Source organism: Streptomyces sp. NPDC127084 (assembly GCF_042724175.1).
Classification (GTDB): Bacteria; Actinomycetota; Actinomycetes; order Streptomycetales; family Streptomycetaceae; genus Streptomyces.
Genome location: NZ_JBHXFA010000028.1, coordinates 26668 through 39632 on the forward strand (window position 1 = coordinate 26668; position 12965 = coordinate 39632).

General features: G+C 70.1%; 11 protein-coding genes. 10 read left to right on the forward strand and 1 reads right to left on the reverse strand.

What is annotated here, in order from left to right:
* Positions 1-27 precede the first annotated feature (27 nt).
* From ACFWI9_RS09540 to ACFWI9_RS09570, 7 genes are all read left to right on the forward strand, one after another.
* Positions 28-873, forward strand: a complete 846-nt coding sequence (locus ACFWI9_RS09540) for a cell division protein FtsQ/DivIB (RefSeq protein WP_387160257.1) — start codon at positions 28-30, stop codon at positions 871-873.
* A gap of 276 nt (positions 874-1149) precedes the next feature.
* The gene (ftsZ, locus tag ACFWI9_RS09545) at positions 1150-2355 is read left to right on the forward strand and encodes a cell division protein FtsZ (RefSeq protein WP_387160259.1); all 1206 of its coding nucleotides are present in this window, start codon (positions 1150-1152) and stop codon (positions 2353-2355) included.
* 28 nt (positions 2356-2383) lie between these two features.
* Positions 2384-3145 carry a peptidoglycan editing factor PgeF gene (pgeF, locus tag ACFWI9_RS09550; RefSeq protein WP_387160261.1) on the forward strand — a complete coding sequence of 254 codons (762 nt, stop codon included), beginning with the start codon at positions 2384-2386 and terminating at the stop codon, positions 3143-3145.
* Positions 3142-3858, forward strand: a complete 717-nt coding sequence (locus tag ACFWI9_RS09555) for a YggS family pyridoxal phosphate-dependent enzyme (protein WP_387160263.1) — start codon at positions 3142-3144, stop codon at positions 3856-3858. Before pgeF ends, ACFWI9_RS09555 begins: the two co-directional genes overlap by 4 nt.
* 134 nt (positions 3859-3992) lie before the next feature.
* Positions 3993-4616, forward strand: coding sequence for a cell division protein SepF (locus ACFWI9_RS09560; RefSeq protein WP_387160265.1), 624 nt, complete (start codon positions 3993-3995; stop codon positions 4614-4616).
* A 66-nt stretch (positions 4617-4682) separates the two neighbouring features.
* On the forward strand, positions 4683-4979 hold the full coding sequence (locus ACFWI9_RS09565; RefSeq protein WP_338676159.1) for a YggT family protein: 297 nt from the start codon (positions 4683-4685) through the stop codon (positions 4977-4979).
* A 49-nt stretch (positions 4980-5028) separates the two neighbouring features.
* Positions 5029-6111: a DivIVA domain-containing protein gene (locus ACFWI9_RS09570; RefSeq protein WP_387160267.1), complete on the forward strand. Its 1083-nt coding sequence runs from the start codon at positions 5029-5031 to the stop codon at positions 6109-6111.
* 288 nt (positions 6112-6399) lie between these two features.
* On the opposite strand, the gene ileS is transcribed toward ACFWI9_RS09570, so the two are convergent.
* On the reverse strand, positions 6400-9540 hold the full coding sequence (gene ileS / locus ACFWI9_RS09575; RefSeq protein ID WP_387160269.1) for an isoleucine--tRNA ligase: 3141 nt from the start codon (positions 9538-9540) through the stop codon (positions 6400-6402).
* Between the two features lie 583 nt (positions 9541-10123).
* Between ileS and ACFWI9_RS09580 the strand changes: the two genes are divergently transcribed.
* The 3 genes from ACFWI9_RS09580 (at position 10124) to ACFWI9_RS09590 (ending at position 12899) form a co-directional block, all read left to right on the forward strand.
* A complete protein-coding gene (locus ACFWI9_RS09580; protein WP_387160271.1) occupies positions 10124-11239 on the forward strand; it encodes a TraR/DksA family transcriptional regulator in 1116 nt (371 codons plus the stop codon).
* A gap of 89 nt (positions 11240-11328) precedes the next feature.
* Complete coding sequence (gene lspA, locus ACFWI9_RS09585; RefSeq protein WP_387160272.1) at positions 11329-11940, forward strand: signal peptidase II; 612 nt, start codon at positions 11329-11331, stop codon at positions 11938-11940.
* Positions 11941-11957: 17 nt separating this feature from the next.
* Entirely contained in the window at positions 11958-12899 is a 942-nt protein-coding gene (locus ACFWI9_RS09590; protein WP_387160274.1) for an RluA family pseudouridine synthase, read from the forward strand.
* The last annotated feature ends 66 nt before the right edge of the window (positions 12900-12965 follow it).

Here is a 12965-nt window from a genome sequence, read left to right on the forward strand (position 1 = left end):
CAGTACGACGAAGGGCAGGGCACGGAGATGGCCGGACCGACGACCGCCGAACGGGGCGCGGGCAAGCAGATCGGCCAGTCTCCGCCCGGCCGATCCAGCGGGCCCGGTCGCTCGGGCCGGCAGGGCCGGTCGGGCCCGTCCAAGGGTGCTCCCACTGCCGGCAGGTCCCGGATGTTCCGGCTGCGGATGCTGCTGGCCGTCTCGGTGCTGATCGTGCTCTCCGGCACCGGGGTCTGGCTGCTGTACGGCTCTTCCTGGCTGCGTACCGAGGAGGTCCGGGTCTCCGGTACGGCGGTGCTCACCCCGCGCGAGGTCGAGCGGGCCGCTGCGGTTCCGATCGGATCGCCACTCGTCTCGGTCGATCTGGAGGAGATCGAGGCACGGTTGCGCCGGAAACTGCCACGGATCGACTCGGTCCAGGCCGTCCGCTCCTGGCCGCGCGGGATCGAGTTGACGGTGGTGGAGCGAAAGCCGGTGCTCCTCGTCGAAGAGGGCGGGAAATTTGTCGAGTTGGATGCCCAGGGGGTGCGGTTCGCGACCGTGGACACCGCCCCCGAGGGTCTGCCCCTGCTGGAGCTGACGGCCGTGCAGCCGTCCAGTCTGCGCCGCTTCGGCGAGCAGCGGCTGGTGCGGGAGGCGGTCCTGGCCGTCTCCGGGCTTCCGCGGGCCGCAGCCCAGACGCTGCGTTCTGTGGAAATCAGTTCGTATGACTCCATCACTCTGAAGTTGACGCGTGGCAGAACGGTGCTGTGGGGCAGCGGCAGCGACGGCGAGGCCAAGGCGCGGGCGCTGACCGCGCTGCTGAAAGCGCAGCCGGAAGCCCGGCACTTCGATGTCAGCGCCCCGACGGCCCCTGCGGCCTCGGGGAGTTGACGCACAAACGCGCAGGCCAGCACCCTGGTTGGTCAGCGCAACGGCTGATCACATAGGGTGAAAAGAAAAACGGGAGGTTCGGCGTGTTCGTTGAACGCGCGCCGCTTGTCGACTTAGTGTCTCGTTCGAGAGAGTCCAGTAGGACGGACACTGGTAACCCTAAACTTCAACGTTAGGGTTTGGGTCGGCACTTCGAACCGTCCCATCGGCATCGTCGTCACGGCGCGGAACCCCCGCGAAGCGGCGACACGTATCTCGAGGCGAGAGGCCTTCGACGTGGCAGCACCGCAGAACTACCTCGCAGTCATCAAGGTCATCGGTGTCGGCGGCGGTGGTGTGAATGCCATCAACCGGATGATCGAGGTCGGCCTCAAGGGCGTCGAGTTCATCGCGATCAACACCGACGCACAGGCGCTGCTGATGAGCGACGCCGACGTCAAGCTCGATGTCGGCCGCGAGCTCACCCGCGGCCTCGGAGCCGGAGCCAACCCGGCCGTCGGCCGCAAGGCGGCAGAGGACCACCGAGAGGAGATCGAGGAGGTCCTCAAGGGGGCCGACATGGTCTTCGTCACCGCCGGCGAAGGCGGCGGCACCGGCACCGGCGGCGCGCCCGTCGTGGCCAACATCGCGCGCTCACTGGGCGCCCTGACCATCGGCGTGGTCACCCGGCCCTTCACCTTCGAGGGCCGCCGCCGCGCCAACCAGGCAGAGGACGGCATCGCCGAGCTCCGCGAAGAGGTCGACACCCTCATCGTGATCCCGAACGACCGTCTGCTGTCCATTTCGGACCGCCAGGTCAGCGTGCTCGACGCGTTCAAGTCCGCCGATCAGGTCCTGCTCTCCGGCGTTCAGGGCATCACCGATCTGATCACCACACCGGGTCTGATCAACCTGGACTTCGCCGACGTCAAGTCGGTCATGTCCGAGGCCGGATCCGCTCTCATGGGCATCGGTTCCGCCCGCGGCGACGACCGTGCGGTGGCCGCGGCCGAGATGGCGATCTCCTCGCCGCTGCTCGAAGCGTCCATCGACGGCGCCCGTGGTGTGCTGCTCTCCATCTCCGGTGGCTCGGACCTCGGTCTCTTCGAGATCAATGAGGCGGCCCAGCTGGTCAGCGAGGCCGCCCACCCCGAGGCCAACATCATCTTCGGCGCCGTCATCGACGACGCGCTCGGCGACGAGGTGCGGGTCACGGTCATCGCGGCAGGCTTCGACGGGGGCCAGCCCCCGGCCCGCCGGGACAATGTGATCGGCTCCACCGCCGCCAAGCGCGAGGAGCCGGCGCCCCCGGCCCGCCCGGAGCCCCGCTCCATCGGCGGCCTCGGCACGGTGCCCCCGCGCGAGGAGCCCGCGGCCCCGGCCGAGCCGGCTCCGGTCGGAGGCGACAGCTCGCTCTCCGGCGGATCCGCCCCGCAGGTCCCTCCGGCCCGCCCGTATGACAGCCAGGCCGAAGAGCTGGATGTCCCGGACTTCCTGAAGTGACCTCGCGGTGATACGGGGGCAGGACAGCGTGAGCGGCGCCCACTTCGCCTTCACCGACAGGTGGGGCGGAGTGAGCGCCGCTCCGTACGAGGAGCTCAACCTCGGCGGCGCGGTCGGCGACGACCCCGCCGCCGTTCGCACGAACCGCGAGCTGGCCGCCAAGGCACTCGGCCTCGAACCGGGGCACGTGGTCTGGATGAACCAGGTGCACGGCCGCGATGTCGCCGTGGTCGACGGACCCTGGGCGATCGCAGGCGCCGCGCCCAGCGGGGACATCCCGGCGGTGGACGCGGTGGTGACCGCCCGGCGCGGGCTCGCGCTCGCGGTGCTCACCGCCGACTGCACCCCGGTTCTGCTCGCCGACCCCGTCGCCGGGGTGGCGGGTGCAGCGCACGCCGGGCGCCCTGGCCTCGTCGCGGGGGTCGTACCCGCGGCGGTCGCGGCCATGATCGAGCTCGGGGCCACCCCGGACCGGATCGTGGCCCGTACCGGCCCGGCCGTCTGCGGGAAGTGCTATGAGGTGCCCGAGGCTATGCGCGCCGAGGTCGCGGCGGTGGTGCCTGAGGCGTGGGCGCGGACGAGCTGGGGCACTCCCGCGGTGGATGTCACCGCCGGGGTGCACGCCCAGCTCGCGGCGCTCGGTGTACGGGACCGCCAGGCGTCGCCGGTCTGCACACGGGAGTCCGGCGATCACTACTCGTACCGCCGCGACCGCACCACGGGCCGGCTGGCCGGTTATGTCTGGCTGGCGGGCCAGGGCAGCGAAAGAGAAGACCGAGAAGAGCGATGAGCGACCGCAGGGCCGAACTCGCCGGGAACCTGGCGCGGGCGGAGGAACGTATCGCTTCTGCCTGTGCCGCGGCCGGGCGCGAGCGGGAAGAGGTGACCCTCATCGTGGTCACCAAGACCTACCCGGCGAGCGATGTACGACTGCTGCATGGGCTCGGGGTGCGGCATGTCGCCGAGAACAAGGACCAGGACGCGGCGCCGAAGGCCGCCGAGTGTTCCGATCTCGATCTCACCTGGCATTTCGTGGGTCAGCTCCAGACCAACAAGGTCCGGTCGGTGGCGAGTTATGCCGATATTGTGCAATCGGTCGACCGCCTGAAGCTCGTTCGGGCGCTGTCCGCCGCGGCGGTGCGCGAGGGGCGCGAACTGGGCTGCCTGATCCAGGTCGCCCTCGACGCCGAGTCGGGTTCGGCCGGCCGGGGCGGTGTTCCGCCCGGCGGGATCGAGGAGTTGGCGGCGGCGGTCGACGGCTCGCCCGGGCTCAGGCTCGACGGGCTGATGACCGTCGCGCCGCTGGAGGGCCCGTATGCCGGGCGTCAACAGGCCGCCTTCGAGCGGCTGATGGAATTCGCATCAGGCGTGCGCGCGGCTCATCCTGCTGCGAACATGGTGTCAGCAGGGATGAGTGCGGACCTCGAAGAGGCCGTGGCGGCCGGGGCGACACATGTGCGCGTCGGTACTGCGGTACTCGGAGTCCGACCTCGGCTCGGGTAACGTCGCGATGCAAGTCGGACCACAGTAGAAAATATGGTCATTTCCGTCGAATAGCGGACAGGCCGAGTGGATCGCGGGCACTTGGTGATGTAGCCGAACGAAGCCGATCCACCACAGAGCGGAGGACTCAGAGAATGGCCGGCGCGATGCGCAAGATGGCGGTCTACCTCGGCCTCGTGGAGGACGATGGGTACGACGGCCGGGGATTCGACCCCGACGATGACTTCGAACCCGAGATGGAGCCGGAGCCCGAGCGGGACCGGCGTCGGCACCAGCCCCCGCACCAGATGGAACGGGATGAGCCGGTGCGCGCGGTGCAGCCGCCCGCGCCCCGCGAGCCGGTGGCCCATTCGGCGCCGCCGCCTGCGGAATCCGGACGTCCGGCACGAATCGCCCCCGTGGCATCCATCACACCTGAACGTCCGAATCTGGAGAAGAACGCCCCCGTGATCATGCCCAAGGTTGTGTCCGAGCGGGAGCCCTACCGCATCACGACGCTGCACCCGCGGACCTACAACGAGGCCCGTACCATCGGGGAACACTTCCGCGAGGGAACGCCTGTGATCATGAACCTCACGGAGATGGACGACACCGACGCAAAGCGACTTGTCGACTTTGCCGCGGGACTCGTCTTCGGTCTCCATGGCAGCATTGAGCGAGTGACGCAGAAGGTGTTCCTGCTGTCGCCTGCTAACGTCGATGTCACGGCGGAGGACAAGGCCCGCATCGCAGAGGGCGGGTTCTTCAATCAGAGCTGAACACCGGGAACGAACGACCCGGCCGCGAGGCCGGACACGAGAGCCAGGGGAGAGGTACGCGCGGTAATGGGCGTCGCAGTGCAGGTTGTCTACATCGCGCTGGTGTGCTTCCTCGTCGTGCTCTTCTTCCGGCTGGTCATGGACTACGTCTTCCAGTTCGCCCGATCATGGCAACCCGGGAAGGCGATGGTGGTCGTTCTCGAGGCCACCTACACTGTCACCGATCCACCGCTCAAGCTTCTGCGGCGGTTCATTCCGCCGCTGCGTTTGGGGGGCGTGGCACTCGATCTGTCCTTCTTCGTTCTGATGATCATCGTCTACATCCTGATCTCCATCGTCCGCGGGGTGGGGAGCGGGATGTGAGCGATACGGTCTTGCCGACTGCCGACGACTACGTAGAGGTGAAGAAGAGATGCCGTTGACCCCCGAGGACGTGCGGAACAAGCAGTTCACGACCGTCCGCCTCCGAGAAGGCTATGACGAGGACGAGGTCGATGCCTTTCTCGACGAGGTCGAAGCCGAGCTGACCCGTCTGCTCCGGGAGAACGAGGACCTGCGCGCCAAGCTGGCGGCGGCGACCCGTGCCGCGGCGCAGAACCAGCAGCAGGGCATGCGCAAACCCCCGGAGCCGCAGGACGGCCGAGGTCCCGGGGCTCCTGTGCCCGCTGCCATATCTGGACCTCCGGTCCAGCAGCAGCCCCCGCAGATGGGTCCCCCCCAGCTGCCCGGTGGTGCTCCCCAGCTGCCGGCCGGTCCGATGCAGGGTGGCCCTCAGGGCCCCAACCCCATGGGTCCCGGTCCGATGCAGGGCGGTCCCATGGGTGGCCCCATGCAGGGTGGCCCGATGGGCGGCCCCATGGGCGGTCCGATGGGTGGCCCCGGTCAGGGCCCGGGCGGCGACAGCGCCGCGCGTGTGCTCTCGCTGGCCCAGCAGACGGCCGACCAGGCCATCGCCGAGGCCCGCTCCGAGGCCAACAAGATCGTCGGTGAGGCGCGTTCGCGCGCCGAGGGCCTGGAGCGCGACGCCCGCGCCAAGGCCGACGCGCTGGAGCGGGACGCGCAGGAGAAGCACCGCGTCGCGATGGGCTCGCTCGAGTCCGCTCGCGCCACGCTGGAGCGCAAGGTCGAGGACCTGCGCGGCTTCGAGCGCGAGTACCGGACGCGGCTGAAGTCCTACCTGGAGAGCCAGCTCCGCCAGCTGGAGACCCAGGCCGATGACTCCCTGGCCCCGCCGCGTACCCCCGCGACGGCCTCGCTGCCCCCGTCCCCGGCGCCCTCCATGGCCCCCGCCGGAGCCGGTGCCCCGTCCTACGGCGGCCAGCAGACGATGGGCGGCCACGGCCCGTCGCCGGCGGCCCCGTCCTACGGCGGCCAGCAGCAGATGTCCCCGGCGATGACCCAGCCGATGGCACCGGTGCGGCCCCAGGGCCAGCAGCCGATGCAGCAGGCGCCGTCGCCGATGCGGGGCTTCCTCATTGACGAGGACGACAACTGACGGGCTGCCGCGCGAAGCGCGCGTAGCCGTCGGCAGGCATGTCAGGGCCGGGCCCGGGACCTTGTGTCCCGGGCCCGGCCCGTTTCCGTCGCCTTCGCGCGGTGGCCGGGTGCCGCGGTGTTCCGCACCCCGTGGTGCTCCGGGCACGGGCAGCCCTGACCACCCAGCCCGGCCGGCGCTTGAGGCCTGACACACCGGGCGCCGCAGCGGGGTACGGAACACAGGACACGCCCGCACCCCGTGCAACGGGGCACCACGGGGTGAGGGCACCCCGTGGAACCCGTTCAGTTACGCCTTGCGGAGGCGGAAGGTCAGGGACAGGCCCTCGTCCGTGAACGGCGAGCCGTACCCCTCGTCCGCGCCGCCGGAGGCGTACTCCGTCGCGAGGACCTCCTCCGCGATCAGGGCCGCGTGGTCCGTGAGGGCCCGGGTGACCTCGGGGTCCTCGGAGGACCAGCGCAGCGCGATCCGGTCCGCCACGTCCAGGCCGCTGTTCTTGCGGGCCTCCTGGATCAGGCGGATCGCGTCCCGCGCAAGACCGGCGAGCCGCAGCTCAGGAGTGATCTCCAGGTCGAGCGCTACCGTCGCGCCCTGCTCGGAGGCCACCGACCAGCCCTCCCGCGGGGTCTCCGTGATGATGACCTCATCGGGGCTGAGGCTGATGGTCTCCCCGCACACCTCCAGCGTCGCCTCGCCGCCGCGCAGCGCCAGGGACAGCGCCGCGGCGTCCGCCGCCGCGACGGCCTTCGCCACGTCCTGGACGCCCTTGCCGAAGCGCTTGCCCAGAGCCCGGAAATTCGCCTTGGCCGTGGTGTCCACCAGAGACCCGCCGACCTCCGACAGGGACGCCAGCGAGGAGACGTTCAGCTCCTCGGTGATCTGCGCGTGCAGTTCCGGTGACAGTGCGTCGAAGCCCGCCGCCGCGACCAGGGCCCGCGAGAGCGGCTGCCGGGTCTTGACCCCGGACTCCGCACGGGTCGCCCGGCCCAGCTCCACCAGCCTGCGTACCAGCAGCATCTGCTGGGACAGCACCGGGTCGATCGCGGACAGGTCGACCTCGGGCCAGGTGGCCAGGTGGACCGACTCGGGGGCGTCCGGAGTGACCGGGGCCACCAGGTCCTGCCAGACCCGCTCGGTGATGAACGGCGTGAGCGGCGCCATCAGCCGCGTCACGGTCTCGATCACGTCATGGAGTGTCCGCAGCGCCGCCGCGTCACCCTGCCAGAAGCGGCGGCGTGACCGGCGTACGTACCAGTTCGACAGGTCGTCCACGAAGGTGGAGATCAGCTTGCCGGCGCGCTGGGTGTCGTACGCGTCAAGCGCCAACGTGACCTGCTCCACCAGGGCGTGCAGCTCGGACAGCAGCCAGCGGTCCAGCACCGTGCGCTCGGCCGGTGCCGGGTCGGTCGCCGAGGGGGCCCAGCCGGAGGTTCGGGCGTAGAGGGCCTGGAACGCCACCGTGTTCCAGTACGTGAGGAGGGTCTTGCGCACCACCTCCTGGATGGTGCCGTGGCCCACCCGCCGCGCCGCCCAGGGCGAGCCGCCGGCCGCCATGAACCAGCGCACCGCGTCCGCGCCGTGCTGGTCCATGAGCGGGATCGGCTTGAGGATGTTGCCCAGGTGCTTGGACATCTTGCGGCCGTCCTCGGCAAGGATGTGGCCCAGGCAGACCACGTTCTCGTACGAGGACTTGTCGAAGACCAGCGTGCCGACGGCCATCAGCGTGTAGAACCAGCCGCGGGTCTGGTCGATCGCTTCCGAGATGAACTGCGCCGGGTAGCGCTTCTCGAAGATCTCCTTGTTCTGGTACGGGTAGCCCCACTGCGCGAACGGCATCGAGCCCGAGTCGTACCAGGCGTCGATGACCTCGGGGACCCGTGTGGCCTGCCCGGAGCACTCAGGGCAGGGGAAGGCGACGTCGTCGATGAACGGCCGGTGCGGGTCGAGCGAGGACTGGTCGGTGCCGGTGAGCTCGGTCAGCTCGGCGCGCGAGCCCACGCAGGTGAGGTGGCCTTCCTCGCAGCGCCAGATCGGCAGCGGGGTGCCCCAGTAGCGGTTGCGGGAGAGCGCCCAGTCGATGTTGTTGTTGAGCCAGTCGCCGAAGCGGCCGTACTTGACCGACTCGGGGAACCAGTTGGTGCCCTCGTTCTCGGCGAGCAGCCGGTCCTTGACCGCGGTCGTGCGGATGTACCAGGAGGGCTGCGCGTAGTAGAGCAGCGCCGTGTGGCAGCGCCAGCAGTGCGGGTAGCTGTGCTCGTACGGGACGTGCCGGAACAGCAGTCCGCGCTCGTCCAGGTCCTTGGTCAGTGCCTCGTCGGCCTTCTTGAAGAAGATCCCGCCGACCAGCGGCACATCCGCCTCGAAGGTGCCGTCGGGGCGCACCGGGTTGACGACCGGCAGACCGTAGGCGCGGCAGACCTTGAGGTCGTCCTCACCGAAGGCGGGGGACTGGTGGACCAGACCCGTGCCGTCCTCGGTGGTGACGTACTCGGCGTTGACCACGAAGTGGGCCGGCTCGGGGAACTCCACCAGACCGAAGGGGCGCTCGTAGGTCCAGCGCTCCATCTCGGCGCCGGTGAAGCTCTGCCCGGTGGCCTCCCAGCCTTCACCGAGCGCCTTCTCCAGCAGCGGCTGGGCGACGACCAGCTTTTCCTGACCGTTGGTCGCCACCACGTAAGTGACCTCGGGGTGCGTGGCCACCGCGGTGTTCGAGACCAGTGTCCAGGGGGTGGTGGTCCACACCAGCAGCGCCGCCTCGCCGGCGAGCGGTCCGGAGGTCAGCGGGAATCGGACGAACACGGAGGGGTCGACGACCGTCTCGTAGCCCTGCGCCAGCTCATGGTCCGAGAGCCCCGTGCCGCAGCGGGGGCACCAGGGGGCGACGCGGTGGTCCTGGACCAGCAGGCCCTTCTTGAAGATCTCCTTCAGCGACCACCAGACGGACTCGATGTACGCCGGGTCCATCGTCCGGTACGCGCCGTCGAGATCGGTCCAGTACCCCATACGGGTCGTGAGCTCGGCGAACGCGTCCGTGTGGCGGGTGACCGACTCACGGCACTTGGCGTTGAACTCGGCGATGCCGTAGTCCTCGATGTCCTGCTTGCCGCTGAAGCCGAGCTCCTTCTCGACGGCGAGCTCGACGGGCAGCCCGTGGCAGTCCCAGCCGGCTTTGCGGGCGACGTGATAGCCCCGCATGGTGCGGAAGCGTGGGAAGACGTCCTTGAAGACGCGGGCCTCGATGTGGTGGGCACCGGGCATGCCGTTGGCGGTCGGCGGACCTTCGTAGAACACCCATTCGGGGCGGCCCTCGGACTGCTCAAGGCTCTTCGCGAAGATCTTGTTGTCCTGCCAGAAGTCGAGCACGGCGTGCTCGAGCGCGGGCAGGTCGACCTGGGCGGGTACCTGGCGGTACTGCGGTGGGGGCGTCATATAGGGGCTCCTCCAACGGACTGTGCCTGTTCCGTCGGAGGGACGAGAGCCGATGAGCTGCTCCCGCGGTACCACCCTCCTTGGCCCCGGGCGCTTTCGCCCCAGGCCCCCTCATTGAGGCCGCGAAGCCGGTTCTACTCGCCGGGTCACGCCGGGTGACCGTGGGCTTTCTTCCGGCGGCTCCGGGGTGATGTTTCACCTCGCGCTCGCCCCCGGGCTCGCACCGTCCCCGGGTCGCTCATGGCTGCGTACGACGCTACTGGTCCCCATCCACGCCTTTCGCTCCGCCCAGTGTACGGGCCGGTTCCGTGCGGGGCCGACCGGATTTCCCTCGTGGCGCACGGGTGATCCGCCGTGCTTCACCGTGACCCGAATGGCCATACGGTCCCGCGCGGAATCGGGTACCGGTCATCAGGGCGGATTACCGGGCGGGGAGCTGGGCACAACGGATGCAGGCTCGCGTCCGGGCAGGCGCGGGGCAGGCCCTTTGGGCGGCGTGCCCCGTTGCCGCGGCGCTGGGGCCGATTTATCGTCCCAGCACCGATTCGCGCGCAAGATCACAATATGTGAAGGGGCCGCGGCCATGGTGGCGAAGAAGACCGCCCTGAAGGGGACGGCGTCCATGAGGTCCACCGCCGCCGCGGGTGCGGCGGCCAAGGGAATGAACGGCAGGAAGAGCACCGTCGCGACGACGCGACCGGCTGTCGGCCGGACGCAGAAGACCAGCGGGGCCGGTGCGTACGCGCATGAGGCGACGGAGGTGATGGCCGTGGCGCCGGCGAAGAAGGCCGCCGAAGCGGCCAGGGGTGCGGCGAAGCCCGCGGGCGATGCGAAGAAGAAGACCGCGTCCAAGACCGTGTCCAAGGTCGCGTCAAAGAGGACTTCCGGGACCGCGACCAAGAGCGGCGCCAAGGCCTCTGGCACAGCCAAGGCAGCCATAGCCGCCAAACCCCCCAAGAACACCGCGAGCACCGAGGTCTCCGGGACCGGCAAGGCCGCGCCTGTGAAGGCGGCGGCCAAGAAGCCCCCCGCCCGCAAGGCAGCGGCGGGGCATCCCGAGGAGCCGACCCCCACAGCGCGGGCGAAGCCGGCCAAGCCAGCGAAGACGAAGAAGACCGCGACCGCCGGGAAGGCGGCGGGCGCCGGTGCCGGTAAGGCCGCCAAGGCGGCCAAGGAGGCGGCGAAGGCCGCCAAGCAGACGGGAGCCAGGACGGTGGGAGCGAAGAAGATCGCGGCCGGAGCCGCAGCCGGTGGGGACAGCACGGCTACGGCACTGGCACCCGAGCGTGCCGCGGCGGCGCCCGGAGAACTGGCGGTGCGCCCCGGTGAGGACCCGTGGACGCCCGATGAGGTCGCGGACGCGCGCGCCGAGCTGGAGGACGAGCTGGCCAGGCTGCGGGCCGAGATCAGCCACTCCGAGGAGGCGCTGACCGGTCTGATGCGCGACTCGGGTGACGGCGCGGGTGACGATCAGGCCGACACCGGCACCAAGAACATCACGCGCGAGCACGAGATCGCCCTGGCCAACAACGCCCGTGAGATGGTCGAGCAGTCCGAGCGCGCCCTGCGTCGCCTCGACACCGGCACCTACGGCCTCTGCGAGATCTGCGGGAAGCCCATCGGCAAGGCTCGGATGCAGGCATTCCCGAGAGCGACCCTGTGCGTGGAGGACAAGCAGAAGCAGGAGCGCCGGGGCTGAGAGGCTCGTTCGCAAGCCCGTTCCCGGGGGTGTGCCGTACCCTCGTGACCAGTCAGGTATCACCCAGGTACCCAGGTCGAGGGACTCACGTGGCAGAGGCGGAGCGCGTCATCGGTACGCCAGACAACAAAGACGAGGCCGACGACGCGGCAGCGCCCGCTGAGGCACGTCCCGATGAGCACTCCTCGGACCAAGGTCCCGAGGAGCGTCCCCGGGGCCGGCGCCGCGTCGTCGCGCTGTTCACCGTCGCCATCGTGGCGTATCTGCTCGACCTCGGCAGCAAGCTGCTCGTGGTGGCGCGGCTGGAGCACCAGCCGCCGATCCCGGTCATCGGCGATCTGCTGACCTTCACCGCGGTACGCAACCCGGGAGCCGCCTTCGGCTTCGGCGGCGCTTTCACGATCATCTTCACGATCATCGCCGCGATCGTGGTCGTGGTGATCGCACGGCTCGCGCGCAAGCTCTACAGCCTGCCGTGGGCCATCGCGCTCGGGCTGCTGCTCGGCGGCGCGCTGGGCAATCTCACCGACCGGATCTTCCGTGCGCCCGGGTTCCTCCAGGGTGCGGTGGTCGACTTCATCGCGCCCGCGCACTTCGCCGTGTTCAACCTCGCGGACTCGGCGATCGTGTGCGGTGGCTTCCTGATCGTGATCCTCTCCTTCCGGGGGCTGGACCCCGACGGGACCGTGCACAAGAACTGACAAGGCATACTCGACGGGTGAGTACGCTTCCCGAAACCCGCACCCTGCCCGTTCCCGACGGCCTCGAAGGCGAGCGCGTCGACGCTGCCATCTCCCGTATGTTCGGGTTCTCCCGCACCAAGGCCGCCGAGCTGGCGGCCGCCGGGAAGGTGCTGGTGGACGGGGTCGCCGTGGGCAAGTCCGAGCGGGTCAGCGGGGGCGCGTGGCTCGAGGTCGAGATGCCGCAGGCACCCGCGCCGGTGCAGATCGTCGCGGAGCCGGTCGAGGGCATGGAGATCGTCCACGACGACGACGACATCGTGGTGATCGTCAAGCCGGTCGGGGTGGCCGCGCACCCGAGCCCCGGCTGGACCGGGACCACCGTGATCGGCGGGCTCGCCGCGGCCGGGTACCGGATCTCCACCTCTGGCGCCGCGGAGCGCCAGGGCATCGTGCACCGGCTGGACGTCGGCACCTCGGGCCTGATGGTGGTCGCCAAGTCGGAGCGCGCGTACACGCTGCTGAAGCAGCAGTTCCGCGAACGCACGGTGGACAAGCGCTACCACGCGCTGGTTCAGGGCCACCCCGACCCGCTGAGCGGCACCATCGACGCGCCGATCGGACGGCACCCGCAGCACGACTACAAGTGGGCCGTGACCGCTGACGGCAAGCCGTCCGTCACGCACTACGACCTGATGGAGGCCTTCCGGGCCGCCTCGCTGCTCGACATCAAGCTGGAGACGGGCCGTACGCACCAGATCCGGGTGCATATGTCGGCACACCGGCACCCTTGTGTGGGCGACCTCACCTATGGCGCCGATCCGACCATGGCACGGCGGCTCGGTCTGACCCGGCAGTGGCTGCACGCCGTGCGGCTCGGGTTCGAGCACCCCGCGGACGGGCAGTGGGTCGAGTTCGGCAGCGAGTACCCGGACGACCTCCAGGCGGCCCTGGACCGTATCGCGGCGGAGAGCGCCTGACGCCGACCGGGACGCGGAGCGCCTGAGTGGGCGGTGCCGCCCACTCCCCGGGTGGGGTGGCGGCCG

What these genes read in the sequence shown, in the direction of transcription:
- ACFWI9_RS09540 (WP_387160257.1), top strand. Translation starts at nt 28, where the DNA reads ATGGCCGGACCGACGACCGCCGAACGGGGCGCGGGCAAGCAGATCGGC.
- ACFWI9_RS09555 (WP_387160263.1), top strand. Translation starts at nt 3,142, where the DNA reads ATGAGCGACCGCAGGGCCGAACTCGCCGGGAACCTGGCGCGGGCGGAG.
- ACFWI9_RS09560 (WP_387160265.1), top strand. Translation starts at nt 3,993, where the DNA reads ATGGCCGGCGCGATGCGCAAGATGGCGGTCTACCTCGGCCTCGTGGAG.
- ACFWI9_RS09565 (WP_338676159.1), top strand. Translation starts at nt 4,683, where the DNA reads ATGGGCGTCGCAGTGCAGGTTGTCTACATCGCGCTGGTGTGCTTCCTC.
- ACFWI9_RS09570 (WP_387160267.1), top strand. Translation starts at nt 5,029, where the DNA reads ATGCCGTTGACCCCCGAGGACGTGCGGAACAAGCAGTTCACGACCGTC.
- ileS (WP_387160269.1), bottom strand. Translation starts at nt 9,540, where the DNA reads ATGACGCCCCCACCGCAGTACCGCCAGGTACCCGCCCAGGTCGACCTG.
- ACFWI9_RS09580 (WP_387160271.1), top strand. Translation starts at nt 10,124, where the DNA reads ATGGTGGCGAAGAAGACCGCCCTGAAGGGGACGGCGTCCATGAGGTCC.